This is a genomic window from Kribbella sp. NPDC049584, assembly GCF_040675555.1.
In the GTDB taxonomy this organism is placed as follows: domain Bacteria; phylum Actinomycetota; class Actinomycetes; order Propionibacteriales; family Kribbellaceae; genus Kribbella.
On record NZ_JBFAPF010000001.1, the window covers coordinates 687,525 to 712,925 of the forward strand.

26 protein-coding genes are annotated in these 25,401 nt (G+C 68.4%); 7 read left to right on the top strand and 19 right to left on the bottom strand.

Annotated elements, in window-relative coordinates; all coding sequences use genetic code 11:
- Nucleotides 1-72 precede the first annotated feature (72 nt).
- The 4 genes from metG to AB0J62_RS03445 are packed head-to-tail and all read right to left on the bottom strand — an operon-like array spanning nt 73 to nt 3,158.
- Nucleotides 73-1,638, bottom strand: coding sequence for a methionine--tRNA ligase (gene metG, locus AB0J62_RS03430; protein ID WP_363863943.1), 1,566 nt, complete (start codon nt 1,636-1,638; stop codon nt 73-75).
- Nucleotides 1,639-1,666: 28 nt separating this feature from the next.
- Nucleotides 1,667-2,509, bottom strand: a complete 843-nt coding sequence (gene rsmI, locus AB0J62_RS03435; RefSeq protein ID WP_363863945.1) for a 16S rRNA (cytidine(1402)-2'-O)-methyltransferase — start codon at nt 2,507-2,509, stop codon at nt 1,667-1,669.
- Nucleotides 2,506-2,922, bottom strand: a complete 417-nt coding sequence (locus AB0J62_RS03440; RefSeq protein WP_363863947.1) for a PIN domain-containing protein — start codon at nt 2,920-2,922, stop codon at nt 2,506-2,508. Before AB0J62_RS03440 ends, rsmI begins: the two co-directional genes overlap by 4 nt.
- Nucleotides 2,919-3,158 (bottom strand): hypothetical protein, encoded by a 240-nt coding sequence (locus AB0J62_RS03445; protein WP_363863949.1) that lies wholly within the window; start codon nt 3,156-3,158, stop codon nt 2,919-2,921. Before AB0J62_RS03445 ends, AB0J62_RS03440 begins: the two co-directional genes overlap by 4 nt.
- A 215-nt stretch (nt 3,159-3,373) precedes the next feature.
- Here AB0J62_RS03445 and AB0J62_RS03450 point away from each other — a divergent pair, with 215 nt between their 5' ends.
- Nucleotides 3,374-4,957 (top strand): phospholipid carrier-dependent glycosyltransferase, encoded by a 1,584-nt coding sequence (locus AB0J62_RS03450; protein ID WP_363865137.1) that lies wholly within the window; start codon nt 3,374-3,376, stop codon nt 4,955-4,957.
- Here AB0J62_RS03450 and AB0J62_RS03455 read toward each other — a convergent pair.
- From AB0J62_RS03455 to AB0J62_RS03520, 14 genes are all read right to left on the bottom strand, one after another.
- A complete protein-coding gene (locus AB0J62_RS03455; RefSeq protein WP_363863952.1) occupies nt 4,941-5,396 on the bottom strand; it encodes a hypothetical protein in 456 nt (151 codons plus the stop codon). The two genes, AB0J62_RS03450 and AB0J62_RS03455, sit on opposite strands and share 17 nt — an antisense overlap.
- A 40-nt stretch (nt 5,397-5,436) precedes the next feature.
- On the bottom strand, nt 5,437-6,114 hold the full coding sequence (locus AB0J62_RS03460) for a DUF1707 domain-containing protein (RefSeq protein ID WP_363863954.1): 678 nt from the start codon (nt 6,112-6,114) through the stop codon (nt 5,437-5,439).
- Between the two features lie 63 nt (nt 6,115-6,177).
- Entirely contained in the window at nt 6,178-7,386 is a 1,209-nt protein-coding gene (locus AB0J62_RS03465; RefSeq protein ID WP_363863956.1) for an MFS transporter, read from the bottom strand.
- Nucleotides 7,383-8,180: a DUF364 domain-containing protein gene (locus AB0J62_RS03470; RefSeq protein ID WP_363863958.1), complete on the bottom strand. Its 798-nt coding sequence runs from the start codon at nt 8,178-8,180 to the stop codon at nt 7,383-7,385. Before AB0J62_RS03470 ends, AB0J62_RS03465 begins: the two co-directional genes overlap by 4 nt.
- Nucleotides 8,177-9,244 (bottom strand): pyridoxal-phosphate dependent enzyme, encoded by a 1,068-nt coding sequence (locus AB0J62_RS03475; protein WP_363863960.1) that lies wholly within the window; start codon nt 9,242-9,244, stop codon nt 8,177-8,179. The genes AB0J62_RS03470 and AB0J62_RS03475 overlap by 4 nt, the downstream gene beginning before the upstream one ends.
- Nucleotides 9,241-10,761 (bottom strand): ATP-binding cassette domain-containing protein, encoded by a 1,521-nt coding sequence (locus AB0J62_RS03480; RefSeq protein WP_363863962.1) that lies wholly within the window; start codon nt 10,759-10,761, stop codon nt 9,241-9,243. The genes AB0J62_RS03475 and AB0J62_RS03480 overlap by 4 nt, the downstream gene beginning before the upstream one ends.
- Nucleotides 10,758-11,543: an ABC transporter permease subunit gene (locus tag AB0J62_RS03485; RefSeq protein ID WP_363863964.1), complete on the bottom strand. Its 786-nt coding sequence runs from the start codon at nt 11,541-11,543 to the stop codon at nt 10,758-10,760. Before AB0J62_RS03485 ends, AB0J62_RS03480 begins: the two co-directional genes overlap by 4 nt.
- On the bottom strand, nt 11,540-12,478 hold the full coding sequence (locus AB0J62_RS03490; RefSeq protein WP_363863966.1) for an ABC transporter permease: 939 nt from the start codon (nt 12,476-12,478) through the stop codon (nt 11,540-11,542). The genes AB0J62_RS03485 and AB0J62_RS03490 overlap by 4 nt, the downstream gene beginning before the upstream one ends.
- Nucleotides 12,479-14,005, bottom strand: a complete 1,527-nt coding sequence (locus tag AB0J62_RS03495; RefSeq protein ID WP_363863968.1) for an ABC transporter substrate-binding protein — start codon at nt 14,003-14,005, stop codon at nt 12,479-12,481.
- A 126-nt stretch (nt 14,006-14,131) separates the two neighbouring features.
- Nucleotides 14,132-14,614, bottom strand: coding sequence for a MarR family winged helix-turn-helix transcriptional regulator (locus AB0J62_RS03500; RefSeq protein ID WP_363863970.1), 483 nt, complete (start codon nt 14,612-14,614; stop codon nt 14,132-14,134).
- A gap of 42 nt (nt 14,615-14,656) precedes the next feature.
- Nucleotides 14,657-15,682 (bottom strand): CopD family protein, encoded by a 1,026-nt coding sequence (locus AB0J62_RS03505; RefSeq protein WP_363863972.1) that lies wholly within the window; start codon nt 15,680-15,682, stop codon nt 14,657-14,659.
- Nucleotides 15,682-16,188, bottom strand: a complete 507-nt coding sequence (locus tag AB0J62_RS03510) for a copper resistance CopC family protein (protein ID WP_363863974.1) — start codon at nt 16,186-16,188, stop codon at nt 15,682-15,684. The genes AB0J62_RS03505 and AB0J62_RS03510 overlap by 1 nt, the downstream gene beginning before the upstream one ends.
- A gap of 2 nt (nt 16,189-16,190) precedes the next feature.
- On the bottom strand, nt 16,191-16,886 hold the full coding sequence (locus AB0J62_RS03515; protein ID WP_363863976.1) for a YcnI family protein: 696 nt from the start codon (nt 16,884-16,886) through the stop codon (nt 16,191-16,193).
- A 46-nt stretch (nt 16,887-16,932) separates the two neighbouring features.
- A complete protein-coding gene (locus AB0J62_RS03520) occupies nt 16,933-17,466 on the bottom strand; it encodes a hypothetical protein (protein ID WP_363863978.1) in 534 nt (177 codons plus the stop codon).
- Nucleotides 17,467-17,626: 160 nt separating this feature from the next.
- On the opposite strand from AB0J62_RS03520, the gene AB0J62_RS03525 reads away from it, so the two are divergent.
- From AB0J62_RS03525 to AB0J62_RS03545, 5 genes are all read left to right on the top strand, one after another.
- Nucleotides 17,627-18,157, top strand: coding sequence for a SigE family RNA polymerase sigma factor (locus tag AB0J62_RS03525; protein ID WP_363863980.1), 531 nt, complete (start codon nt 17,627-17,629; stop codon nt 18,155-18,157).
- The gene (locus AB0J62_RS03530; RefSeq protein ID WP_363863982.1) at nt 18,154-18,927 is read left to right on the top strand and encodes a hypothetical protein; all 774 of its coding nucleotides are present in this window, start codon (nt 18,154-18,156) and stop codon (nt 18,925-18,927) included. Before AB0J62_RS03525 ends, AB0J62_RS03530 begins: the two co-directional genes overlap by 4 nt.
- 19 nt (nt 18,928-18,946) lie before the next feature.
- The gene (locus AB0J62_RS03535; protein WP_363863984.1) at nt 18,947-19,780 is read left to right on the top strand and encodes an ROK family protein; all 834 of its coding nucleotides are present in this window, start codon (nt 18,947-18,949) and stop codon (nt 19,778-19,780) included.
- Complete coding sequence (locus AB0J62_RS03540; protein ID WP_363863986.1) at nt 19,777-20,439, top strand: pentapeptide repeat-containing protein; 663 nt, start codon at nt 19,777-19,779, stop codon at nt 20,437-20,439. The genes AB0J62_RS03535 and AB0J62_RS03540 overlap by 4 nt, the downstream gene beginning before the upstream one ends.
- Nucleotides 20,440-20,526: 87 nt before the next feature.
- Nucleotides 20,527-22,743, top strand: coding sequence for an NADP-dependent isocitrate dehydrogenase (locus AB0J62_RS03545; RefSeq protein WP_363863988.1), 2,217 nt, complete (start codon nt 20,527-20,529; stop codon nt 22,741-22,743).
- Between the two features lie 74 nt (nt 22,744-22,817).
- Here AB0J62_RS03545 and AB0J62_RS03550 read toward each other — a convergent pair whose 3' ends face one another.
- The gene (locus AB0J62_RS03550; protein WP_363863990.1) at nt 22,818-23,831 is read right to left on the bottom strand and encodes a metallophosphoesterase; all 1,014 of its coding nucleotides are present in this window, start codon (nt 23,829-23,831) and stop codon (nt 22,818-22,820) included.
- Nucleotides 23,832-23,987: 156 nt separating this feature from the next.
- Between AB0J62_RS03550 and proS the strand changes: the two genes are divergently transcribed.
- Complete coding sequence (proS, locus tag AB0J62_RS03555) at nt 23,988-25,400, top strand: proline--tRNA ligase (protein ID WP_363863992.1); 1,413 nt, start codon at nt 23,988-23,990, stop codon at nt 25,398-25,400.
- Nucleotide 25,401: the final 1 nt, after the last annotated feature.

Consider the following 25,401-nt stretch of genomic DNA (forward strand, 5'->3'; position numbering starts at 1 on the left):
CTTGGTTGTTGCTACAAGAAAAGGCTGCGCCGCCGCCCGGCATTCCCGGGCGGCGGCGTCAGTTCGTACCGATCAGTTCTCTTCGAGCCGTGGGAAGAGCGGCTCACCCTTCGTCAGCTTCGAGCCGGCCGGCAGCTGGCCCCAGGTGCCGGCGTCCTGCACCCGCTGGTCCTTGAGCGCGCCCAGCTTCTCCTCGGCGCCGAGCAGCTCCCAGAGCTTCGCGGACGACTTCGGCATCGTCGGGTTGTGCAGTACGGCGACCGCGCGCAGCGTCTCGGCCGCGGAGTACAGGATCGTGGCGAGGCGGTCCCGCTTCGAATCGTCCTTCGCGACCTTCCACGGCTCCTGCTCCGTGACATACCCGTTGACCGCGCCGACGAGGTCGTTGATCGCGGCCAGCGCGTCCTGGAACGCGAGCGTGTCCAGAGCCTTGTCCGCGGTGGCCACGGTCTGCGCGAGCTTGTCCGCCAGCGCCTGCTCGGCCGGCCCGTGGTCGGTCGCCTCCGGCAGCACGCCGTCGAAGTACTTGCCGACCATCGCCGCGATCCGGCTGGCCAGGTTACCCAGACCGTTCGCGAGCTCGGAGGTGTAGACCGCGCTCAGGTGCTCCCAGGAGAACGAGCCGTCCGAACCGAACTGGATCGTGCGCAGGAAGTAGTACCGGAACGCGTCCGAGCCGAAGTGGTCGGTGATCTCGTGCGGCGCGATCGCGGTCAGCTTCGACTTGCTCATCTTCTCGCCGCCGACCAGCAGCCAGCCGTGCGCGAACACCTGACGAGGCACGGCGACCCCGGCAGCCATCAGCATGGCCGGCCAGATCACCGCGTGGAACCGGAGGATGTCCTTGCCGACGAGGTGTACGTCGACCGGCCACAGCTCCTCGAACCGCTTCGGGTCGGTGCCGTAGCCCGCGGCCGTCACGTAGTTGAGCAGCGCGTCGATCCACACATACAGAACGTGGTCCTCGTCCCACGGCACCGGGATGCCCCAGTCGAAGGTCGAGCGGGTGATCGACAGGTCCTGCAGGCCCTGCTTGACGAACGCGATCACCTCGTTGCGGGCGCTGGCCGGCGCCACGAAGTCAGGCTGCGACTCGTACAGCTCGAGCAGCTTGTCGGCGTACGCCGAGAGCCGGAAGAAGTAGTTGGTCTCCGAGACCAACTCCAGCTCGGTGCCGTGGATCATGCACCGCTGCGTGCCGTCCTCGTCGGTCCGGATGTCCGCGGGGAGCTTGAACTCCTCACAGCCGACGCAGTACAGGCCCTCGTACTCGCCCTTGTAGACGTCGCCCTTGTCGTACAGCGTCTGCCAGAACTCGCGGACCCGCTCGGTGTGGCGCTGCTCGGTGGTCCGGATGAAGTCGTCGTACGCGATGTCGACGTCCACCCAGGCCGGCTTCCAGGCCTCCTCGACCAGCTTGTCCGTCCACGCCTGCGGCGTCATGCCCTGCGCCTCGGCGCTGCGCATCACCTTCTCGCCGTGCTCGTCGGTACCCGTCAGGTACCACTTGCGCTCGCCGCGCTGCGCGTGCCAGCGCGTCAGGACGTCCCCGGCCACCGTCGTGTAGGCGCTGCCGATGTGCGGCGGGGCCGTGACGTAGTAGATCGGGGTGGTGACGTAATAGGCCTTCTCGGACATGTCTCAAGCGTAGTGGCGTGCGCGAATGCTATTTACCAGGGTCTCTCGCAGCCAGTACGGCGTCGTACACGGTCCGTTTCGGGACGTTGAAGCGCTTGGCGACGTCAGCGATCGCTTGTTTGCGGTGCGTACCCGCTTCCTCGTCCTTCGCGACCTCCCGGGCGAGGTCCTCACCGGTGACGATCTTGTGCGGGTCGGCGCCGGCCACGACGATCGTGATCTCGCCGCGGACGCCGTCCTTCGACCAGGTCACGAGCTCGTCGAGCGGGCCGCGCTTGACCTCCTCGTACGTCTTGGTCAGCTCCCGGCACACCGCCGTACGCCGATCCGCGCCGAACGCCTCGGCCATCGCCTCCAGGGACGCGGTGATCCGGTGCGGCGCCTCGAAGAAGACCATCGTCCGCGGCTCGTCCTTGAGCTCCTCGAGCCGCCGCCCGCGCTCGCCCGGCTTGCGCGGCAGGAACCCCTCGAACGTGAACCGATCCACCGGCAACCCGCTCAACGCCAGCGCGGTCAACACCGCCGAAGGCCCCGGCACGGCCGTCACGTCGACCTCGGCCTCGATCGCCGCCGCCACCAGCCGATACCCGGGATCCGACACGCTGGGCATCCCCGCGTCGGTCACCACCACCACGGTCTGCCCGTCGACCAACGCCTGCAGCAACTCCGGCGTCCGCTCCCGCTCGTTCCCCTCGAAGTAACTGACGACCCGCCCGCCCAGCTGGATCCCCAGCTCCGACGTCAACCGCCGCAACCGCCGCGTATCCTCCGCAGCCACCACATCCGCGGCCGCCAACACCCGCCCCAACCGCGCCGAAGCATCAGAAACATCCCCGATAGGAGTCCCCGCCAGCACCAATCGCCCGGTCATGGCAGAAGAGTAAGAGCGTCGAGGTGCCGCGGCCGCACGACAGTGAAATGCCGACGGTCCAGCGTGGCGACTTCCCGGGCACCGAGCGCCTCCGCGACGGCTACCACCGAGGCGTCCGCCACCCCGAGCGGTAGGTCGGCATACGTGTGCATCAGATCGGCGATCCGCTCGACTTCAGAATCACACTCAGCAATTGCGAAATCGCCCGCCGCGAGCGACTCCACGAAGTCGGCCTCCACCTTCGCTCCGACCTCGCGTTGGATCAGGTAGCAAACCTCCGGTATGACGAAGCTCGGCACGACCAACTGTTCGCGGTTGAGGTGAGCGGCGGCGAACAGGTCGACGCAGGCGCGGTGATCGGCATCGTTGTACAGCACCGCGGCGACGAGCGGTCCGGTGTCGACGACGATCACTCGCCGCGGCCGAACTCGTCTCGCAGGATCTCCTCGCTCTGCCGGGCGATCTCCGGATGGCTTCCCGCTCCGGCGCCGAACCACGACGGCGGCCACGGCCGGGGCTCAGTCGCTCGGCGGCGGCGCATATCGCGGCGGTGCTTGAGGATCTCCCGCATGTCCGGCACGAGCTCCGCGGCAGCTTCGTCGGGCAGCTCGTCGATCAACGCGTGCAGCTCCTCGCGTGGCGTGCTCATGTGACTGATTGTAGGAGGTTCGGTGCGGGTGGTTCGGGTTATCCACAACCGCGGGGAGGCGGTGGTACCGGGGCGTCCGTACGATGGCGGGCGTGGCTGCTGTGATCGAGGATGGGACTGCGCGGCGTAGCGACGTCGGCGAGGGGCTGGAGACGCTCGGGCGGGACGTGCTCGGTAGACGGCTGCCGCCGCTCAAGGAGCGCCTGTACCCGCCCATGCCGCGGGACTTCGACGGCGGCTGGATCGCCACGCTGGCGATCACGCTGATGGCGGGCATCCTGCGGTTCTGGCACCTCAGTACGCCGGTGAAGTTCGTCTTCGACGAGACGTACTACGCCAAGGACGCGTTCAGCCTGCTCAAGTTCGGGTACGCGCGCCAGTTCATCGACCAGCCCGAGGGCGCCGCCGACAAGGCGATCCTGAGCGGCAACCTGGACGTCTTCAAGCCGTCCCCGAGCCTGACCGTGCACCCCGAGGTCGGCAAGTGGATGATCGCGGCCGGTGAGCAGCTGTTCGGCATGAACACGTTCGGCTGGCGCTTCATGCCGGCCCTGTTCGGCACCCTGACCGTGCTGCTGGTGATCCGGACCGTACGCCGGATGACGCGGTCGACGCTGATCGGCTCGATCGCCGGCCTGCTGCTCGCGGTCGACGGCCTGCATTTCGTCATGTCCCGGGTCGCGCTCCTCGACATCTTCCTCGCGTTCTGGCTGGTTGCGGCGGTCTCCTGTCTGGTCGCTGACCGTGACTGGACACGTCGCCGGCACGCGGACTCCCTCGATACGCCGACCCCCGACGGGCAGCGTCGTACGATCGGCCGCTGGCTGCTCATCCGCCCGTGGCGTATCGCCGCCGGCGTCTGCTTCGGCCTCGCGCTCGGCACGAAGTGGTCCGCGGTCTGGACGCTCGCCGCCTTCGGCGTCCTCGCGTTCGCCTGGGACTTCGGCGCGCGACGTGCGCTCGGCGTACGGTTCGCGTTCGTGAAGTCGGCGCTGGTCGACGGCATCCCGGCGTTCGTCAGCCTGGTGCTCGTCGCCGGCATCACCTACCTCGCGACCTGGACCGGCTGGCTGCTGCACGACAACGCCTACGACCACAACTGGGCGGCGAGCAATCCGGCGCACGGCGTGATGAAGGTCGTGCCTGACGACTTCCGGTCACTGCTGGAGTACCACAAGGAAGTGCTCGCGTTCCACACCGGCGACTACATCAAGCACGCCACCCACCCGTACCAGTCGAACCCGGCCGGCTGGCCGATCATCGCCCGCCCGATCGGCTTCGACGCGGTCAACGACATCAAACCCGGCACGCCGGGCTGCAACGCCCCCGCCGGGACCAACTGCCTGCAGGTGATCTCTGCCCTCGGTACGCCGCTGCTGTGGTGGGGCGGAGCACTTGCGCTGATCGCGGCGCTGGTCTTCTGGATCGGCTCCCGCGACTGGCGGTACGGCGTACCGATCGTGGGCTTCGTGACGTGCTGGGTGCCGTGGTTCGCGTTCGACGACAGACCGATCTTCTTCTTCTACGCCGTCACGATGATCCCGTTCACCGTGATGGCGGTGGCGCTGATCCTCGGCAAGATCCTCGGGCCGGCCCGCGCGGCCGTCGGCACAGCAGTGAGTACGGCGAGTACGGCGATGAGCAGCGCGTCGCCGCGCCGGCTGATCGGCAGCGCGGTGGTCGGCGCGTTCGTCGTCCTCGTCGTGCTGAACTTCGCCTACATCTGGCCGATCCTGACCGACAAGGTTCTCCCCCACCCGGACTGGCTCAGCCGGATGTGGTTCAAGTCCTGGATCTGACCGCGTAGTCGATGTTCTCGAACGGCCAGTCCGCGGCCAGCCAGCCGCTGACGGCTTCGTACAACGGAACGTCCAACTCGGCCCGGTCCGCACTCACCCAGGAACGTACGTCGGTGGCGCCCGGGTTCTTGCGCGACGGGTAGATGTAGACGCATCCGATCACGTCGCCGTCGGTCTCGATCACCGTGAACGTGAAGCCGCGGCGCTGGACGAAATCCTCCGCGTGCCGCTGCAGATCCCCGAGATTCGACTCCAGCGTCATGCCGTCGACCGGCGGCCAGCTGCCGCCGAAGCCCGGCGTCGCGCGGATGTGCTCGATGCTGCTCGTCCACGCGGCATGATCCGGGACGTTGTGCTCCGGGCCGAGCGGTTCCAGCCGGAAGCGCGGTGTGATCAGTTCCCGGGGCACCTCGAAGTCAGCCGGGACGAAGTCGCTCATGCCCGCAGGCTATGAGGCCGTGCCTCGAACCGCACGCGCATTAATGCAGCTCGTGGTGCCCTTTGCCCTTGTTCTTCTTGCCGTGCCGCTTGGCCGACGACTGGCCGCCGACGCCGCCGAACAGCGCGAGTCCCTTCACCACGACGGTCGGAGCGTTCGGGTTCGGATCGTCGCTGCCGCGGGCGCCGAAGCCCCCGAAGATGCCGACGCCCTCATTGCGCACTGTCACGCCCTCAGGCACGGTGATGTCGATCCCGCCGAACACCGCGAACGCGTAGATCGTCACCTCGCGACCCTCGAAGACCGCGTTCGTCATGTCGAGATCGTGTCCGCCGAACACCGCGAACGCGTTCGTACGCCGCTTCACCCGCCAGCGGCCGGTCCGCTCGCCGCCGCCGAAGATCGCCACCATCGTGTCGAAGCTCTGGCTCGGGTCGGCCGGCTCCTCGATCGGGACCGGGCTCTTGGAGACCGACGGCTGCGTCATCGGCAGCGGCATCGGCTGGGCCTGACCCGGTACGACGAGGTCTCGCGTGATCGGCTCGAGCTCGCCCAGCGTCCTGGCCTGCAACGTCTGCTCGAGGCGCTCGGCATGCTCGTCCTGCGACAACCGGCCCGACATCAGGGCATCCCGCAGTACGTCGACGACCTGGTCACGATCGGTGTCGGACGCCCGCAGGTGCGCGTGCGGGTGCGGGCGGTCGGGCAGATTCTCCATAAGACCGAACGATATATCGAGAAGGGCTCGGTGAGGACTCCGGAAAATCCCCGATCCTCACCCCTACTCCTGGGGCTGGACTCTGAGGGCAAGCAGCAGCGCGACGAGCGTGATCGTCGCGAACGTGAGCGCGGTACCCGGGTAGCCGCCCAGTCCGAGGCCCACGCCGCCGATCGCGGCGCCGAGGAAGGTGCCGAGGCTCATGCCGGCCGCGTTGACGCTGAGCGCCGAGCCGCGGAGATCACCGCTGCGACGGACCAGGAGCGTGGTGACACAGGCCGCGACTGTCGCGTGGGCGGCCCCCATGAGGGCTGTGAGCATCAGCGTGAGCGGCAGGGTCGGCGAGAAGTAGAACGCCGAAACCGCGGCCAGAGCGAGGGTGATGCCGCCGAGCAGCAGTCGCTCGGGGCTGATCCACGCGCGATCGGTGACGAGATAACGTCCGGCGAAGAGATTGCCGAGGAAGAACGACGCGCCGCTCAGCGACCACACCAGCGCGAACCAGTCCGGAGCCAGGTCGAACTTGTCGTCGTAGAACGCGGCGAGGTAGGCGAGGTATCCCATGAAGGCCGCGGTCCGCAGCATGGCGACCGCGAGCAGCGGAAGCGCACCGGGCACGCGGGCCAGCTCGCGGTACGTCGCGAGGTAGCTGACCCGCTCATTCCTGCTGCGAGGTGGCTTGCGCCCGTGTCCGCGCCAGAAGAAGGCCGCGGACAAGGCGAGTGAGATCACCGAGGCGGCGAGCAGGTTGCCGCGCCAACCCCAGATCAGTCCTGGTACGGCGAGCACCGGCGCGGCCAGCATCGCCATCGCCGAGGTCGTCGCGGACACGAGCGTCGCCGCCCGACCCGCGGCCGTCGGCGAGCGGAACCTGTCAGCCGCCGCAGCCCCGATCGACGGCGCCAGGATCGACGTCGCCGCACCGATCAGCAAGCAGAACGCAGCCAACGCAAACACGTTGCCTACAGCCCCTAACGCCGCCGAGATCCCGAGCAACGCGAGCCCACCCGCGGCGACCAGCTCCCGCGCCACCCGGTCGATCAACGGCGCCAGCGAGACCCCGACCGCCAGGGCCGCCAGTCCACCGAGGCCGCGCAGCCCGCCGATCTCCGCGACGCTCCCTCCCGCGGCCCTCGCGATCGGCACGAGATACATCCCGAACACCGTGAACGGAATCAGGCTGACCGTCGAGGCGAGCAGGAACGGCCACAACCGCCGGGCCATCCGGAGGTCGCCGGGAACTTCGGCGACGACCTTCTGTGACGCGCTCATTGATCCGTCCTGTAGCGGTAGAGGCTGCTCGGGCGGGAGCTGAACTGGGAGAAGGGGAACGGTTCGGCCGACAGCGCGGTGACGCCCTCACCGAGGAACGCGCGCACGACCGCACTGCCCGTCTGCGCATAGACAGCCAGCGGCTTCGATTGCTCGCGGCAACGAGTGAGGAGTACGTCGAACGTGCCGTTGGACAGAGTCATACCCGTGGCGACAACGGCGTCGGCAGCATCCACGACCTCGATCATGTCCCGCGAGACAGGCAGACCGGAGGCGGTCTCGCGGAGGTTGAAATCGCACGGCAGGCACACGCCACCGCGCTCGGTGATCGCGTCGACGAGCGGGTTGACGACGCCGATCAGCGCGACTTTGGTGCCATCAGCAACATCGAGGAGACCGGCCACGGCTGCGTCGCGGGCGCGCGCCCGGACGTCCGGCGTACCGGCCGGGAGCACGATCTCCTCGGCCTGCTCCGACGTGTGATGCGGCTCGACCGCGGCAAGGTAGGCATCGAGCGCCGCGATCCGCACCGGGAGCGGATCGTCGGACGTGAGTACGTCGGCCAGCGTGCGCCCTGAGGTGTCGGCGCAGTACGACGGGTCCAGCTCCCCCGCCTCGAACGAGCAGGCGCCGAAGACCTCGCCGACCCGCAACAAGACGTAGTAGTTGCGGTAGGTGACGTCGGCGCCCGGAAGCCGGGTGGTGTGATGCAGCCAGAAAGCGCTGGTGATGTTGAAATTCGCCGGCGAAGGCGAACCGGCCAGCACGGCGGCGGTCAGGTCGGTAACGGTCATGGCAGCTCGGCCAGCCTTTCAGGGTGGGAAACTCCTCGCGCCTGACCAATGCCGACGTGTCGGCGGTCCCACGACATGGCCGACCACGGCACCGAGAGCTCGTCGAGCGAGTCGATCTCGAGCGGTCGCATCGACGCCATCGGTCGCGCTTCGGCATGGCGGGCAAAAGCGGACTCGACGTACCGCGTCCCGGTGTCGGCGGCCAGGAACACGTGCTTGCGGCCGCGGTCGCAGCTGTGCTCCCACAACGCCGACAGGTAGGCCGCGCCCGCCGACAGCCCCGCGAACACCCCGGAGGTCCGGAGCAGATCGACGGCCGCAGACATCGCGTAGTCGAACGAGACCCAGTGCAGCCGGTCGTACAACTCGTGCCGCACGTTGCGGAACTCGATCGAGCTCCCGATCCCCGCGATGATCATGTCCGGATCCTGCGTGTGGCCGGCCCCGAACGTGACACTGCCGAACGGTTGCACGCCGACCAGGTTCAGGTCGCGCCCACGTTCGCGCAGGTTCGCCGCGATCGCGCCGGTCGACGCGCCCGTACCCACTCCGCCGACCAGGCAGAGCGGTCCGTCCGGCACGACCTCTTCGACGAGATCCGCGACCGCGCGGTACCCGAGGTAGTGGATGTCGTCGTGATACTGCTGCATCCAGTGGTACGTCGGGTTGTCGCGCAGGATCTCCCCGATCCGGCGTACCCGGAGGTTCTGGTCGAGCTGCAGGTTGTTCGAGGAGGGCACCTGCTCGACGGTCGCGCCGAGGATCTCGAGCTGGATCTTCAGGGTCCGGTCGACCGTCGTCGAGCCGACGATGTGGCAGTTCATCCCGTACCGGTGGCAGGCGAGCGCGAGCGCGTGGGCGTAGATCCCGCTCGAGGAGTCGATCAGCGTGTCACCGCGCCGCACCCGCCCGGTCTCGAGCAGGTGGCGGACGGCGCCGAGCGCGGAGTACACCTTCATGGTCTCGAACCGCAGGCAGATCAGATCGTCCCCTGAGGCGGAACGGATCCGGATCGGATCGGGATCTTTGATGGCCTCCGCCAGGTGGTCGTGCAGTCGCGTCATCGGCGCGGTTCGCTCCTTGTGTCGATGGATAACACGGGCGGAGATTGAGGGTCACCGATCCACGCGGCTGCCACCAGCCGGCGGGTCACTTCGTGGTGTGGTGCGGTCGTGAGGGTTGCCGGCGGGCCTTGCTCGACCACACGGCCGGCGTCGAGGACCAGGACCTGATCCGCGACGGCTGCGACCAGGCCGAGGTCGTGGCCGATCCAGATCAGCGCCGTCCCGCGCGCCTTCAGCTCGGTCAGCAGCTCGAGGACGAGCGCCGTACCGCGATCGTCGAGGGCGGTGGTGATCTCGTCGCAGATGAGTACGTCGGGGTCCGCGAGGACAGCCCGCGCGAGCGCGGCGCGCTGGAGCTCGCCGCCGGAGAGCCGGCTCGGCGGCCGGGCCGCGGTGATCGCGGCGACACCGAGACGCGCGAGCGTGGCCTGTGCTTCCTCCCGGGCTTGGTGTGCCGACAGGCCGCGGAGGCGTTGCGCCGTACGGGCCACCTGCTCGTCAACCGGGCGACGTTCGTCGAAGGAGCCGCGAACCTCCTGCCAGACGTACTGGACGCGACGGTTCTGCTCGCGCGTGCGTTTGCGGAGGACCGGCAGCGGCTCGCCGTCGAGGAGGATGCGGCCGGTATGGCGCTCGTGCAGCCCGGCAAGACAGCGGGCGAGCGTGGTCTTGCCGCTACCGGAACGCCCGACGACGCCGAGACAGGCGCCGGCGCGGATTTCGAGCGCGACCTCACGCAGTACGACGTCGCGACCGCGCGGGCGCAGCGAAGCAGATAGGTTCATTGCCTCTAGCAACGGCCGCCCGACGGTAGAGGTTCCCGTCGCGGGCAGGTCGGGCGAGGACGGCAGTACGTCGGCAACCACTCGGCCCGCGTCCAGCACCACAACCCGGGTTGCAAGCCCCCGTACGAGGTCGAGATCGTGACTGAGCAGCAAGATCCCCAGCCCGGTCCCCGTCAGTTCACGCAGCTCCTCAACCAACTGCAGGCGGGTGAGCGAGTCGAGTCCGGTACTGGGTTCATCGAGGACCAGCACCCGCGGTCTGCACGTCAAGGCCTGTGCCAGTGCGATCCGCTGCCGCTGCCCGCCGGAAAACTGATGCGGAAACCTCTTCAGGATCGCGCGGTCCCCCGGCAACTGCGCGGCGCGGACAGCCTCCTCGGCATCGCCGTCGTGAAGCTTCGCGAGCTCACGCAACGTCGTTCCGATTCTCCTGGCCGGGTTGAGTGCGCTGCCTGGATGTTGCGGCATATACGCAACCACCCGCCCACGCACGTCGGCCCGGGTGGGACCGTTGCTATCGACAACCACCTCACCGCCGACCTCGACCCGTCCGTCGAGCCGTACGCCGTCACCGTGCTCGCCGAGCAACGCCAACGCGGACGTCGTCTTACCCGACCCGGAGGCGCCGACGAGCGCCGTCACCTGACCCGCGACGACCTCGAACGACACTCGGTCCACGAGAATCGCCGACCCCGCCGTCGCTGTCAGGTTCTCGACTCGCGCGACCGTCATACGCCCGCCCTCCGGCGCGACCTGTGCACGAGCCGATCGGCCAGCAGGTTGAAGCCCAGCGTGAAGGAGACGAGGAGAAGGGCCGGCGCGAGCACCGACCACGGCTGAAGCAGCAGGCCTTCGCGGTTGCGGGACACGCTGACCGCCCAGTCCGGCGCCGTCGGGCTCAACCCCAGCCCGAGGAAGTTGACCGAGGCAACCAGGAAGACCGCGAGCGTGATCCGCGTGCCGAGATCCGCAGCCACCGGGCCGAGCACCGAGCGCCCGACGTACCCGATCTGAATTGCGAACCACGACTCACGCTGCATCCGCAACGCCTCGACCACCGACCCACTCGCCGCATCCAGCGCCGCCGCCCGAACGAGCCGCGTGACCGTCGGCACGTTGATCATGGCCACCGCCACCATGATCGCCACCGCCGAAGCGCGCCACCCGACCGCGACCACACTGATCACCAGCAACGAAGGCAACGGCAACAGCACGTCCAGCGGCCGCATCAACCCCTCGTCCAGCCACCGATGCCGCGTCGACGCTGCCACCAAGCCGATCACGCCACCCACGACGTACGCCAACACCACCGCGCCGACAGCCATCCCCAGCGCCGTGCGCCCGCCGACCAGCAACAGCGCGAACACGTCCCGACCCAGCCCGTCCGTCCCCAGCAAGCCCTCGGACGAGTACGGCAACCCTTGCCGCGTGCTGTGCGGCACCAACGGGCCGAGGATTGCAATGCCGACCGGCACGGCAACCAACCCGCCCGCGATCCATCCACGTCGGCTCATCGGAGCAGGGCCGTTCTGGGGACGAGGCGGTTGCAGACGAGGTCTGCCGCCAGGTTGATGAGTAGCGCCGCGACCGCCAGCACCAACGTCAAGCCCTGGACCGTCGGGATGTCTCGGGTTTCGACGCCGTCGACGAGCGCCGTGGCGAAGCCGGGGATGGCGAAGATGGCTTCTACTACGAGGACTCCGCCGAGGAGCGTGTCGCCGGTGCGGGCCAGTTCTTGGACACCTGGTACGGCGGCGTTCGGGAGGACGTGGCGGAGCAGGAGCTGCCGACGCGGGATCCCGAGCCGGCGCGCTTGTACGACGTACTCGGCGTGCAGAGCGTTGATCGTCCCGGCCCGGACCTGGCGTGACAGAAGGCAGACGGTGCGACCGAACAGCACCGCGACCGGCAGGACCAACAGGCCGGGAGCTGCGAGCAGATCCCCGCCGACCCACGTGGCCGGCAACCGACCGAGGCGTAGCGAGAACAACGCAACGAGCACGACCGCGATGACGAAGTCCGGGATCGCCGACAACGCCAGCGTCACCGACGTGATCGCGCGATCGATCCGCCCGTTCTCGTGCGTCCCCATCACGATGCCCAGGGCAACGGCCAGCGGCACGACGACCGCGAGCGTCACCACAGTCAGGACGAGCGTCGCACCGATCGAGGCTCGCACGATGTCGACCACGGGTCCCCCGCTGATCAGCGACGTACCCAGGTCACCTGTCAGCACGTTCCCCAACCAGTGCACGAAGCGCTCCGGCGCCGGCTGATCCAGCCCGAGCTCGCCCCGCAATCGCGCGACCTGGTCCGGAGTCAGCGTCTCGGTGAACCGCAGCTCGGCCGCGTCGCCCGGCAGCAACGACGTCAGCACGAAGACGAGCACCGAGAGCACGACCAGCTGCACAACCGCGACCAGCGCCCGCTGCCCGGCGTACGACCGCATTCAGGCCAGCCACACCTTGTCGAAACGCCCCTGGTCCAACGTGTTCGGCGGCACCGCCTGCACACCCTGCACCTTGGCCGACACCGCGACGAGATAGTCCGGCAGGCCCCACGCCAGGATCCCGCCCTCGTCACGCAATGTCTTCTGCAGTACGCCGTACCTCGCCGACCGCTCCTGCTCGGACGTCACCGCCCGTGCCGCAGCGAATCCCGCGTCGAACGCAGGACGCCGCCAATGCGTAACGTTGAACGGCGAATGTGACAGCAACCGATCCGTGAAGTACTGCGGGATCGGCATCGCGCCGGACCGATGGTTGCCAATAGCACCCTTCGTCAGCAGGTCCCTGGCGTACGTCTGCGGGCTCCCAGTGGTCACCTTCAACCGCACGCCCGCCTCGGCCACCTGCTCCGCGAACAACGTCGCAGCCTCGACGAACCCGGCCGACGCATCCGCGGTGAAGATCTCGACTTCCTTCCCCACCAGCCCGGCCTTCGTCAGCAACGCCTTCGCCCGATCCACATCACGCTCGCGGGCCGGCAGGTCGGCGGGGTAGTACTGATATCCCTTACCGAAAAGGTCGTTCCCGACCTCGCCTCGCCCGGCGAGCACGACGTCGACCAGCCGCTGCCGGTCCGCGAGCAACTTGAACGCGAGCCGTACGTCGGGGTTGTCGAACGGCGGCTGATCGACCTTCATCACGAAGGCCTGCATGGTGCTCGCCTTCGCGGCGACGACCCGCACCGCCTTGCCAGCCGTCCGCGCGAACGTGGCGGTCATGTCGTTCGCGTACTCCGCCTGTCCGCCCTGTACGGCGTTCGCCCGCGCCTCGGAGTCCGCGGACAGGATGTGCAACTCCTCGATCCGTGCAGGCCCGTCCCAATACTCGTCGTACCGCGAAGCGACCATCGACCGGCCCGCGTCGAAGGAGACGAAGCGAAACGGCCCGGTGCCAAGCGGCTTCGTCGGATCGTTGAACCCGTTGCGCACGATCTGCGTGCCGATGCCCGCGAGCAGCGCCGGGAACTCCGCGTTCGGAGCCGTCAACACCAGCTCGACCGTCGACGGCCCCAAAGCCCTGCTGCGTTTGAGATCCAGCGTTGCGAGCGATGACTGCGCGACCCGCTCCGGCACGGCGGGGTCCGCGATCCGCGCCAGACTGAACAACACATCCTCGGCGACCAACTTGGCACCGTCATGGAAGCTCGCATCCTGCAGGCTGAACCGCCACCTCGTTGCCGTCCCGTCGTGCTCCCACTTCGATGCCAGCCGCGGCACCGGCTTCAGATCGGGCCCGAGCTCGACCAGCTTCTCGTAGATCGCCTTGTGTCGCGCGATATCCACGAACAGGCTCTGCACGTGCGGGTCGAGCACTTCCTTCGCGCCACCCCCGGCGTACACAGCGCGCAACCGCCCGCCCTGCTTGGGCTGCGCCGCCGCTTCCCCGTCCGCCCCACATCCGGCCACAGCAGCCAGCCCCGCGGCCCCGGCCACCCCCATGAACCCACGCCTGCTCAACGCCTCGGACACGCGCCACATCCTCACGTTAGTGAAAACGATTGTCAAATCCAGCGCGCATCCGAACCCGACGCGATCATTCTTCCGACCCCCACCCCCGATCGCTCTCCGTGACGGCGTGTCCGGGGCAGACCGGCGCTACTCGTCGCAGTCGGGGGTGGGGCAGGTGGGTGGGAGGGCGGCGGCTATGCGGTTGAGGAGGGTGGTGAGTTGGGCCTGCTCGTCGGCGGTGAGGCGGTTGAAGAAGTACGTGCGGACGGCGTCGACGTGGTCCGGGGCGGCGGCGTCGATGGCTTTGCGGCCGAGGACGGTGAGACGGACCATCGAGCCGCGGGCGTCGGCGGTGCATTCCTCGCGGCAGACCAGGCCGCGTTTCTCCATCCGGCTGACCTGGTGGGACAGGCGGCTGCGTTCCCATCCGACGGAGCGGCCGAGGTCGCGGGTCCGGAGTACGCCGTCCTCCGCCTCCGACAACGGGTGGAGCAGGGCGTAGTCGGCGCCGGACAGGCCCGAATTGCTGATCATCCGCGCCTCGAGCGCGCGCATCAGCTCGCGGTGCGTGTCCCGGTACGACTGCCAGAGCCGCGCCTCACGCTGATCGAGCCACTGCGGTTCACCCATGAACACAGTGTACGGATATCTGTTGACATGTCATCGAGTCAGTTACGGCGTGCGTGACAAGGCAACCGCGAGGCCGATGGTGCCGGCCATCACGAGCAGTTCGAGTACGGCGAGCCGCCGGAACGCGACCGGATCACCCGCCTCCAACTGCGGCAGCGTGCTCTGCCGGTGCAGCTGCCCGATGATGACGAGCGTCGCGAAGGCCAGCGTCTTCCCCAGCACCAAGGCGCCGTACCCGCTCGTGACCCATTGCGTGATCAGACCCCAGCCGTCCTGCCGGCCGCCGAGGTGGATCTCGGCTGTCAGCAGGCCCGTGATCCCCATCGTCACCGCGCACACCACGGCGAGCGTGCTGAACACCTCGACAGCTTGGCGCGAACGGGAATACCGCAGTACGGCGCCCAATCCGCCGACCCACGCGGTCGCGGCGACAACGTGCACGACCAGCGAGGTCGTCGCGAGAACAGACCAGGCGCTCGTCCGATCGAGCGCACCGTGGCCGGTCAGCAGCGGTCCGATCAGAGCGGCGACCGTGAGTACGGCGGCAAGCCGTGCACCGCGCAATGTCTTCACACCGCTCAACACAACAGCCAACACAGCGGTCAGTACGACGGCAGCGGCCAGCGCACGGACTTGCGTGAGCTGACCAGCCGGCTCGGCATGCTCCGCAAGGTGCGACAGCGGTATGCCGAGAATCACCGTCGCGGTGGCAATCAACCCGCCGATGCTTGCCACCGCCCAGATCCCGGCCGCCAACGCTGCGTCCTGGCAGGCCCGAATCGCCTTACTGCCAAGCTTTCCGCCGTCCGCGGGCAGAAACAGCAGTACGGCGAGCACGGCGCCACCGGTAGCCACGGCGGCCGCGTCGGCGACGAACCGCAGTACCGGAACGGCCCAGGACACACCGAGGCCAGCGCCGAGCAGGCCGTCCACGGCCCGCTTCGGCGCACCGCCCGCGGCGTACAGCGCCGCCACCATCACGACGATGCCGGAGGCAACCATCCCGAGGATCAGCCAGCCGGCCCGCCCCGCGGGGCGGACGGTGGCGGGCGGCAGAGGTTCGCTCATCAGGCCGCCGGGCGGCGACGGACGATGACGATCGCGAGCGCAACGACCACCAGCATCACCAGGCACATCGCGACGATCGTGACCACATTGCCGTTGCCCTCGGGGGCCGCCGGCGTGCCGGCCGGTTGCGTCGCCGGATGACCGGCGTGCGTGACCGTGAACGCTCCCGAGATCGTGATCGGGTGCCCGTCGGCCGACACGACGCGGGCCTCGACGGTGTACTTCCCGGCCTCAATCATCGCGCCGACCGGCTGCGTGACCGTGTTGTCGACCACCTCGGCGTCACCGTTCGCGACGTTCGTACCGCTGGGCGATTTGACCTGCACCTGCGTCCCGTTCGACCCGACCGGTTCGTTGAAGGTCAGGATCACCTTCGTCGGCGGCGCGGCCATCGACGACCCGTCCGTCGGCGTCATCGACTCGAGTTTGGCGTGCGCCGCCGCCACGCCGGTGGAAACCACCAGCGTGAACAGCGACGCCACCAGAATTGCGATCAGTCGACGCACGGCTACTGCTTCTCCACAGAGGCCGGACTAGCGGCAGTACGTCGCGGCCGCAGCCCGAAGGCCAGGCCGAGCAGTCCGACGAGCAGCCCGGCGCCGCCGAGCCAGCGCGCCAGCGTGTCCGACGTACCCTCCGACGTCGTCGCCGCCACCGGAGTGAGAGCGGCCGCCAGCTTCAGCGTCGGCGCCGGGTGCTCGGGCTCGTCCGCGCCGTCCTTGGCGACGTCGGCCCACTTCACCACCTCCCCGTCGCTGTAGGTCTGGACGGCGGGGAAGCTCAGCGAGTCGACCCCCTCCGGCAGCTTGCCGACTGACAACGCGAACTCGTCGAAGTCGTTCGCCGGGATGCCGCCCGCGGTCGCGGTCCAGGTGACCGTGCTGATCGCCTTGGTCAGCGTCACGTCGCCGACCTTGACCTCCGCCGGCAGCTTCTCTTCCTTCTTCTCCACCTTCCAGCCGTCCTTCACCTGCGCGCCGACGGACGCGAACGGATGGTCCTTGGGCAGGCTGACGACGAGCTTGGTGGTGCTGGTGTTGTCGGACTCGGTCGGCACGCGGAAGACCAGCTTCGCGTACCCGCCGGGCTTGGCGTCCGGCGAGGACACCGTGACGTGCGCCGACGCCGATCCCGCGGCGCCGATCACGACCAGCGCGGACGCCGCGACGATCGCGCCGGCACGCAGGACGAATCTCTTGGGCATGAGAGAACCTTTCGAGGCATACGAGTAATCCGGCCCGTAGACCGGTTCAGACAGCAGCGATCACTCGTACGCCGGGAGGTCCGCGGCGGGAAACGTTCGACTCGAGCCGGGACGCGGCGAGCCGCACCGGCGCGGACACCACGACGAACCTGCGGCCGCGTCCCGGCACCGGATGCAGAACCGGAAGCCGGGGAAGGAACCGCGCGACGATGCGTACGACGCGCGTGATCCAACGCCGGGCCCGGCTGACCGCGAGTACGCCGGCCAGCAGGACCGAGAGGTGCGTGGCGGACATCATCAAGCTGCTGCCGACACCTGGCGACATCGCCATACCGTCGTGCATGCTCGCCGAGTCCAGCGTGACGTGCACGAACAGCTGCACCGCGGCGAGGACGAGTGCCGTCAGCAACCATTCCCCGGCGAGGTACTCCCCCAGCAGCCAGCACACCCCGGCCAGTGCAGCCAACGGAGGGACGACGCCGAGCGGCACACCACCGCCGCCCACGAGCACGTGACCGACTACCGCCACCGCGACGCTCAGCGCCGCGACCACGGACGTCGTCCTGCTCTCGGTCGGCATGTCGTTCCCCTCGCTCCAGTCACTCTACGGACAGGAACGGGTCCGGGTTCCCTCGGTACTGACCCGCGGACCGTCCACCATGAGAAAGAATTTGCCGGATCGGTGCAACCAGTCGGTGCGCCCACCACGTTAGACCCGGCATGACTGGGGAGAGCCGCGGGTGAGACCGGAGACCGAGCAGGACTACGTCGAGTTCGTCACGCATCAGGCCAACGCTCTGTGCCGGACCGCCTACCTGCTGTGCGGTGACTGGCGCCGGGCCGAGGACGCGACCCAGGAAGCTCTCATCCGGCTGTATCGCGTCTGGGGCCGGATCCAGCGCAAAGGCGCTGTCGGTGCGTACGCGCGGAAGGTCGTGGTCTCGACCACGCTCGACGCGCTGCGCCGCAAGTCCAGCCAGGAGGTCGTCGGTGGTGACGACTACTTCGCCAACGAGACCGACCCCGCCGACCCGCTCGGCGTCCTCGAGGACCGCCTCGTGATCACCAAGGCCCTGGCCGAACTCCCGCCCCGCCAGCGCGCCTGCGTCGTACTGCGGTACTTCGACGAACTGTCCGTCGAGGAGACCGCCGCCGCCCTCGATTGCCGCCCCGGGACGGTCAAGAGCCAGACGCTGCGCGCCTTGGAGAAACTGCGCACGCATCCGGCCCTCGCCGAGCTTTCCGACCTGGCCGTGAAGGGGTTGAGATGACCAGCGAACTGAAGGACCTGCTCGACCAGGCCGTCGACCGGCCCGCGACGTTCACACCGGACGTGGCGGACCTGGTCGCCGCGGGACGGCACCGCATCCACGTCCGCCGCGCGATCATCTCTGCCGCGACGGCAGCGACCGCGGCGACCGTCGTCATCGCCGTCCTGCTCATGGGTCACCTGGGGAACGCCCGGACCGCACCCCAGCCGGCGACCACAACCCAGCCGACGATGGTCACCGATCTGTGCGCCAAGTCCGACGACTTCTTCCGGACCGCGAACGACGACGCATGGCGCCGGCAGGTGGTCAGCAAGTGGACCGACAAGGTCGTCGAGGTGACCGACCCCGACGGCGCGATGACGGTACGACGCTCGCCGGACGGATCGCAGTACGCGTACTGCGTGTCCGGCGTACCGATCCAGGGCAAGGCACTGGGTGGTTTCGGCTCGACGATGCTGAACGTCGGCATCGTCACCCGCCCGTACCAGATCCAGCAGTACTGGAGCACGGGCTGCGGCAATGACTCGGTCGATCGGGAGAACCGGCAGACCTGGTGTATGGGGGTTCGGTACAGCTGGGCGGGCCGGGTGCCGGAGGGAGTCACCCGGATCGTGGTCTCGGGCCTAGGCCAGCATGCGGACGCAACGATCAAGGACGGCTTCTGGGTCGATCGCGTGTACACCGACAACATCACGAAGCGGGACCGTTGGCCGATCGAGATCTACATGTACGACAGGGCAGGGAAGCAGGTGTTCAAGCAGCGGTACTGACCTTTGCGATGATGTCCGGATGGACGTAGCGGTGCTGGAGATCGGGGGAAGCCACGTCACGGCGGCCATGGTGACGCCGGCGACGTGGGACGTCACCGAGGTGGACCGGGCCAAGCTCGAGTCCCAGGAGGCCGCGGAAGTCGTGGTCGGGCAGCTCGCGGACGCGGCGCGGAAGTTGCCGCTGGCAAACGGTCTGGCGATCGCGCTGCCCGGTCCGTTCGACTTCGGTACGGGCGTGGCGTGGTACCGCGGGCAGGGCAAGTTCGACCAGCTGTACGGGTTCAACCTCGGCGCGGCGTTGAGCGCCGAGCTCGGGACCGACCGGCTCCTGTTCGTGAACGACGCGGAGGCGTTCACGGTCGGTGAGTGGACGGCGGGCGAGGTCCGCGGCGTCGAGCGTTGCCTCGGCGTCACGATCGGCACCGGCATCGGTACGGCGTTCCTCGCCGACGGCCGGGTGGTCCGCGAGGGCGAAACCGTCCCACCGGGCGGCGAGCTCTACAAGACGACGTACGCGGGGAAGCCGCTCGAGGACTCGATCTCCGCCCGCGCAATCCTCCGCGCGTACGCCGACCGCACCGGCCTCGAGGCCCCCGGCGTGAAGGAGATCGCCGACCTGGCCCGCGCCGGCGACCCGACCGCGCAGGAAGTCCTGGTCACTGCCTTCGCCCACCTTTCCGCGGCCCTGATCCCGTGGCTCGAGCGCTTCGGGGTGACCCACACCGTCCTGGGCGGCTCGATCTCAGGAGCCTTCGACCTCGTGCATTCGTCTCTTGCTTTCCCGGCCTCGGCCACACAGGACACCGAACATTCCGCGCTGATCGGCGCCGCGGCCCACTACCTCCGCTCATGAAGATCGCCGTACCCCGCCTCCGGCCCAACCTCGACGCGGCTGAGCCGACCGAGCTGGACGATGAGGAGCGGCTGCTCGACCTGGCGCTGGACGACGTCGACCTCAGCGACCAGGAGGCTGAGCATGTCGAGCTCAGCGGCTGCCGGCTGACGCGGTGCAAACTGGCCGGTTCCGACCTGGAGAAGCTGATCCTGGTCGACGCCGAGCTGGCCCAGTGCGATATCGCGAACGCCCGCTGGTCCGACGCCGCGCTGACCCGGGTCGCGATCTCGGCGTCCCGCATGATCGGGTTCGCCGGCCCCGGAGCCAGCCTCCAGCACGTCACGATCCGCGACAGCGTGCTCGACTTCGCGTCGTTCCGGTTCTCGAGGTTCCAGAAGGTCGAGCTGACCGACTGCCGGCTGCAGAACGCCGACTTCGTCTCCGCGGACCTGACCGGGGCGGTGTTCCGGAACTGCGACCTGTCCGGCGTGGAGTTCTCCCAGGTCAAGGCCGCCAAGGCGGTTTTCGTGGACTGCACTTGGGAGGGCGCGAAGGGCCTGGCCTCGCTGGCCGGTGCGACGGTCGCGGCGGCATCCCCGATCGACACGCTGGCGTTCACCAGCGCAGTGACCGCGGCGAGCGGTATCACACTTGCCCACCCCGACGAGCTCGACTGACTGATCTCCGCAGACGAGCCCTGCACGGGGCGTGAGCCTGCCCACGCCGGGGACGGTCCGGCCGGACGGCCCATTAGGGTGGGGCCTGTGACTGACTCGACGATCATCTACACCCACACCGACGAGGCTCCGGCGCTCGCCACGTACTCGTTCCTCCCTGTCGTCCAGGCGTACGCCGGCCAGGCCGGTGTCGGAGTGGAGACCCGGGACATCTCACTGGCAGGCCGGATCCTGGCCGTCTTCCCGGAGTACCTCAAGGACGACCAGCGGATCGCGGACGCGCTGACCGAGCTCGGCGAGCTGGCCAAGACGCCCGAGGCGAACATCATCAAACTGCCGAACGTCTCGGCCTCGATCCCGCAGCTGAAGGCCGCGATCGCCGAGCTGCAGTCCCAGGGCTACGCCCTGCCGGAGTACCCGGACGAGCCGAAGACCGACGAGGAGCGGGAGATCCAGGCCCGCTACGACAAGATCAAGGGCTCCGCGGTGAACCCGGTCCTGCGCGAGGGCAACTCGGACCGCCGTGCGCCCGCCTCGGTGAAGAACTACGCCAAGACCCACCCGCACCGGATGGGCGCCTGGTCGCCGGAGTCGAAGACCAACGTCGCGACGATGGACACCGACGACTTCCGCTCGACCGAGAAGTCCGCCGTCATCGAGGCCGACGACGTACTGCGGATCGAGCTGGTCGGCGACGACGGGACGACCACCGTGCTGCGCGAGTCGATCCCGGTCCTGGCCGGTGAGGTCGTCGACGCGTCGGTCCTGCACGTGGCCGCGTTGCGCGAGTTCCTGACCGCGCAGGTCGCCCAGGCGAAGGCCGACGACGTGCTGTTCTCGGTCCACCTGAAGGCCACGATGATGAAGGTCTCCGACCCGATCATCTTCGGTCACGTCGTCCGGGCCTTCTTCCCGAAGACGTTCGCGCAGTACGGCGACGTGCTGGCGAAGGCCGGCCTGACGCCGAACGACGGCCTCGGCGGCATCCTGCACGGCATCGCGACGCTGCCCGAGGGCGCCGAGATCAAGGCCTCCTTCGACGCCGAGCTCGCCGACGGCCCGAAGCTCGCGATGGTCGACTCGGACAAGGGCATCACCAACCTGCACGTCCCGTCGGACGTGATCGTCGACGCGTCGATGCCGGCCATGATCCGTACGTCGGGGCACATGTGGGGCCCGGACGGCGAGGAGCACGACACCCTCGCCGTGCTGCCGGACCACAGTTACTCCGGGATCTACCAGGCGGTCCTCGACGACTGCCGCGCGAACGGCGCATTCGACCCGGCCACGATGGGCTCGGTGCCGAACGTCGGCCTGATGGCGCAGAAGGCCGAGGAGTACGGCTCGCACGACAAGACGTTCGAGATCCAGACCACCGGGACCGTCCGGCTGGTGAACCAGGCCGGCGACGTCGTCCTCGAGCAGGCCGCCTCGGCCGGCGACATCTTCCGCGCCTGCCAGACCAAGGACGCGCCGATCCAGGACTGGGTCAAGCTGGCCGTCAACCGGGCGCGCGCGACCGGCGACCCGGCGGTGTTCTGGCTGGACGAGACCCGGGCCCACGACGCGCAGATCATCACCAAGGTGCAGAAGTACCTGTTCGACCACGACACCGAGGGCCTGGACCTCCGCATCCTGGCTCCGGTGGAGGCGATCAAGTTCTCGCTGGAGCGGATCCGCCGCGGCGAGAACACGATCTCGGTGACGGGCAACGTACTGCGTGACTACCTGACCGACCTGTTCCCGATCCTCGAGCTGGGGACGTCGGCGAAGATGCTGTCGATCGTGCCGCTGATGGCCGGCGGCGGCCTGTTCGAGACCGGTGCCGGCGGTTCGGCGCCGAAGCACGTACAGCAGCTGGTCAAGGAGAACTACCTGCGCTGGGACAGCCTCGGCGAGTTCTTCGCGCTGGCCGCGAGCTTCGAGCACCTGGCCCAGGCAACCGGCAACGCCCGCGCCCAGGTCCTGGCCGACACCCTCGACCGCGCGACGGCGACGTTCCTCAACGAGGACAAGTCCCCCACCCGCAGGGTCGGCGGCATCGACAACCGCGGCAGCCACTTCTACCTGTCCCTCTACTGGGCCCAGGAGCTGGCCAAGCAGACCGACGACGCCGCCCTGGCCAAGGCTTTCGCCCCGTTGGCCGAGTCTCTGTCCGCCAACGAGCAGACGATCGTCGGCGAACTCCTGGCAGTGCAGGGCAACCCGGTAGACCTCGGCGGCTACTACCAGCCCGACCCGGCGAAGGCGGCCGCAGTCATGCGCCCGTCGAAAACCTGGAACGACGCGCTCGCGTCACTCTGACCCGGCAGAACCGAAGCGCCCGGTGCCCCACGTGGGCACCGGGCGCTTCGGCGTTCAGGAGCTTTCAGGAGCTTTCACGAGGTGAACGGGACCCGCGTCCAGGTCAGTACGGCGGGGTTGCGCGAGTCGATCGTGACACGGAGGTAGTCGTTGTCCCCGGTCGATCCGTCCACGGTGATACGCGACAAGTTCTCCGCCGGGGTAGTGACGCCGTAGAACTTGGTCCACGGCGAGCTCGCGGCGAGCGGCTTGTCGCTGTTGTAGACGTGGCTGTCGCCGTTGAACAGGTAGACCGGGCCGCGGAAGTTCGCCGCCTCGCGGGCGATCTCCTGCACGATCGGCTGGAACGCGTAGTAGTCCGCGAAGGCCGGGTTCGTCACGGTCGGATCGAACATGTCGGCCTGGGTCAGCAGCACCACTGCCTTGTTGTGCTCGTCGCGAGCCTGGGCGAACGTGTCGTGGATGCTCTGCATCACGGCCGACGTCCGGTTCAGCACCTCGGCGGCCTGCTCGGGCGTCGGCGCGGTCTTGCCGGTCCACGGCGCCATACTGTTGTTGCTGCCAACGATGTGCAGCGCCGCGAACGCGACGCCGTCCCGGGTGAACCGGACGTCTTCCGGGATGCCCTGCGCCACCTGGGTCTCGACCTTCGCCGGGTGCTCTCCGAGCGTCCTGCCAGGCCGCGGAAAGAACACCTGCCGGACCTTCGCGAGCCGCTCCAACGGGTTGTAGCTGCCGTTGTTGGCCCGGTGGCAGTCGGTCCATTCGTTGTCGCCGACGGTGTAGACCAACGGGTCGGCGAACCGGTCGAACTGCGTCTTCACCTGCGCGAAGTACTCGTCGCTGCAGACCGACGAGCCGTCCTTGATGTCGCCGAGGTGGGTGACCAGCTTGACCGGCTTGTCCGCGTTGATCTGGTCGACCACCTTCGGGAACCTGGCGATCTGCGCCGGGCCGTAGGGAATGTCGCCGATCACGGCGAACGAGTAGGTCTGTGGTCCCCGGTCCGCGGCAGCGGACGGGATTCCGACCGCCAGCCCGACGAGAGCCAAACAGGCAGAGATCACAGGCGCACGACGTACTCTCACAGCGTTCCTCCAGGTACGAGCGGATACGGGCCAACTTTTGGATCCGGTGATGAACGCCGGTGCACAGCCGTATGAACATCAGTGCCTGAGAGCCCGCTGAACGCGCCGCAGGAAATGCGTGGCCGGACCATCGACCGCGTTCCTAGACTGACGGTTATGACAACGACCCGTTCCGTGCTTGCCTCGCAAGCAGCGGACTACCCCCGATGGTTCCAGGATGTGATTGCCAAAGCCGAGCTCGCCGACAACGGGCCGGTGCGGGGGACCATGGTCGTACGACCGTACGGGTACGGGATCTGGGAACTGTTGCAGGAGGCAATGAACCGTCGGATCAAGGCAACCGGCGCCGCGAACGCCTACTTCCCGCTCCTGATCCCCGAGAGCTACCTCCAACGCGAAGCCGAGCACGTCGAAGGCTTCAGCCCCGAGCTCGCCGTGGTGACGCATGCCGGCGGCAAGCAACTCGAGGAACCGGCAGTCATCCGCCCCACCTCGGAAACCGTCATCGGCGAGTACATGGCGAAGTGGATCCAGAGCTACCGCGACCTCCCGCTCCTGCTCAACCAATGGGCCAACGCGGTCCGCTGGGAGCTGCGCCCACGCCTGTTCCTCCGCACCACCGAGTTCCTGTGGCAGGAGGGCCACACCGCCCACGCCACCTTCGAGGACGCCCGCGCGTACGCCACCAAGATCCTGAACGACGTCTATCGCGACGTCATGGTCAACGTCCTCGCGATCCCGGTCACCGTCGGCCGCAAGACCCGCCGCGAACGCTTCGCCGGCGCCATCAACACCATGACGCTCGAGGCGATGACCGGCGACGGCAAAGCCCTGCAGATGTGCACGTCCCACGAACTCGGCCAGAACTTCGCCCGCGCCTTCGACATCGACTACCTGTCGAGCGACGGCCGACGCGAGCTCGCCTGGACCACCTCCTGGGGCAGCACCACCCGCATGGTCGGCGGCCTGATCATGGTGCACGGCGACGACGACGGCCTCCGCATCCCGCCGGCAGTCGCCCCGATCCAGGTCGTCGTACTCGCGGTAAGAGACGAAACGATCGAGGCTGCTCAACGCATCGCCAAGGACCTCGCAGCCGCCGGTGTGCGGGTCACGGTCGACGATCGCACCGACCAGCCGTTCGGCCGCCGCGCGGTCAACTGGGAGCTCAAGGGCGTCCCGATCCGCATCGAGCTCGGCCCGCGCGATCTGGCCGCAGACGTGGCAACCGTCGTACGCCGTCTCCGCGACTCGACCAAGACCGCCGTCATCCTCTCCGAGCTCAAGTCAACCGTCGTCCACGCGATCGACACCGACCAGGCGCACTTACTGGAGGAAGCAACGGCTCGCCACACCGCACGAACCACCGCGGTGTCGACTGTCGACGAGGCAGTGGAAGCAGCCGCGTCGGGTTGGGCCAGCCTGCCGTACGACGCAATCGGCGAAGAGGGCGAGGACCGCCTGGCCGAGTCCGGTGTCACGGTCCGTTGCCTCCAACGCCCGGACGGCACCCTGCCCCTGGACGACGCCGAACCCGGCCTGATCGCGTATGTCGCCCGCTCCTACTAGT

Coding starts and splice junctions, on each gene's coding strand:
- metG (WP_363863943.1), bottom strand. CDS start 1,638: ATGTCCGAGAAGGCCTATTACGTCACCACCCCGATCTACTACGTCACG.
- rsmI (WP_363863945.1), bottom strand. CDS start 2,509: ATGACCGGGCGATTGGTGCTGGCGGGGACTCCTATCGGGGATGTTTCT.
- AB0J62_RS03445 (WP_363863949.1), bottom strand. CDS start 3,158: ATGAGCACGCCACGCGAGGAGCTGCACGCGTTGATCGACGAGCTGCCC.
- AB0J62_RS03450 (WP_363865137.1), top strand. CDS start 3,374: ATGCCGCGGGACTTCGACGGCGGCTGGATCGCCACGCTGGCGATCACG.
- AB0J62_RS03455 (WP_363863952.1), bottom strand. CDS start 5,396: ATGAGCGACTTCGTCCCGGCTGACTTCGAGGTGCCCCGGGAACTGATC.
- AB0J62_RS03460 (WP_363863954.1), bottom strand. CDS start 6,114: ATGGAGAATCTGCCCGACCGCCCGCACCCGCACGCGCACCTGCGGGCG.
- AB0J62_RS03465 (WP_363863956.1), bottom strand. CDS start 7,386: ATGAGCGCGTCACAGAAGGTCGTCGCCGAAGTTCCCGGCGACCTCCGG.
- AB0J62_RS03470 (WP_363863958.1), bottom strand. CDS start 8,180: ATGACCGTTACCGACCTGACCGCCGCCGTGCTGGCCGGTTCGCCTTCG.
- AB0J62_RS03475 (WP_363863960.1), bottom strand. CDS start 9,244: ATGACGCGACTGCACGACCACCTGGCGGAGGCCATCAAAGATCCCGAT.
- AB0J62_RS03480 (WP_363863962.1), bottom strand. CDS start 10,761: ATGACGGTCGCGCGAGTCGAGAACCTGACAGCGACGGCGGGGTCGGCG.
- AB0J62_RS03485 (WP_363863964.1), bottom strand. CDS start 11,543: ATGAGCCGACGTGGATGGATCGCGGGCGGGTTGGTTGCCGTGCCGGTC.
- AB0J62_RS03490 (WP_363863966.1), bottom strand. CDS start 12,478: ATGCGGTCGTACGCCGGGCAGCGGGCGCTGGTCGCGGTTGTGCAGCTG.
- AB0J62_RS03500 (WP_363863970.1), bottom strand. CDS start 14,614: ATGGGTGAACCGCAGTGGCTCGATCAGCGTGAGGCGCGGCTCTGGCAG.
- AB0J62_RS03505 (WP_363863972.1), bottom strand. CDS start 15,682: ATGAGCGAACCTCTGCCGCCCGCCACCGTCCGCCCCGCGGGGCGGGCC.
- AB0J62_RS03515 (WP_363863976.1), bottom strand. CDS start 16,886: ATGCCCAAGAGATTCGTCCTGCGTGCCGGCGCGATCGTCGCGGCGTCC.
- AB0J62_RS03520 (WP_363863978.1), bottom strand. CDS start 17,466: ATGCCGACCGAGAGCAGGACGACGTCCGTGGTCGCGGCGCTGAGCGTC.
- AB0J62_RS03530 (WP_363863982.1), top strand. CDS start 18,154: ATGACCAGCGAACTGAAGGACCTGCTCGACCAGGCCGTCGACCGGCCC.
- AB0J62_RS03535 (WP_363863984.1), top strand. CDS start 18,947: ATGGACGTAGCGGTGCTGGAGATCGGGGGAAGCCACGTCACGGCGGCC.
- AB0J62_RS03540 (WP_363863986.1), top strand. CDS start 19,777: ATGAAGATCGCCGTACCCCGCCTCCGGCCCAACCTCGACGCGGCTGAG.
- proS (WP_363863992.1), top strand. CDS start 23,988: ATGACAACGACCCGTTCCGTGCTTGCCTCGCAAGCAGCGGACTACCCC.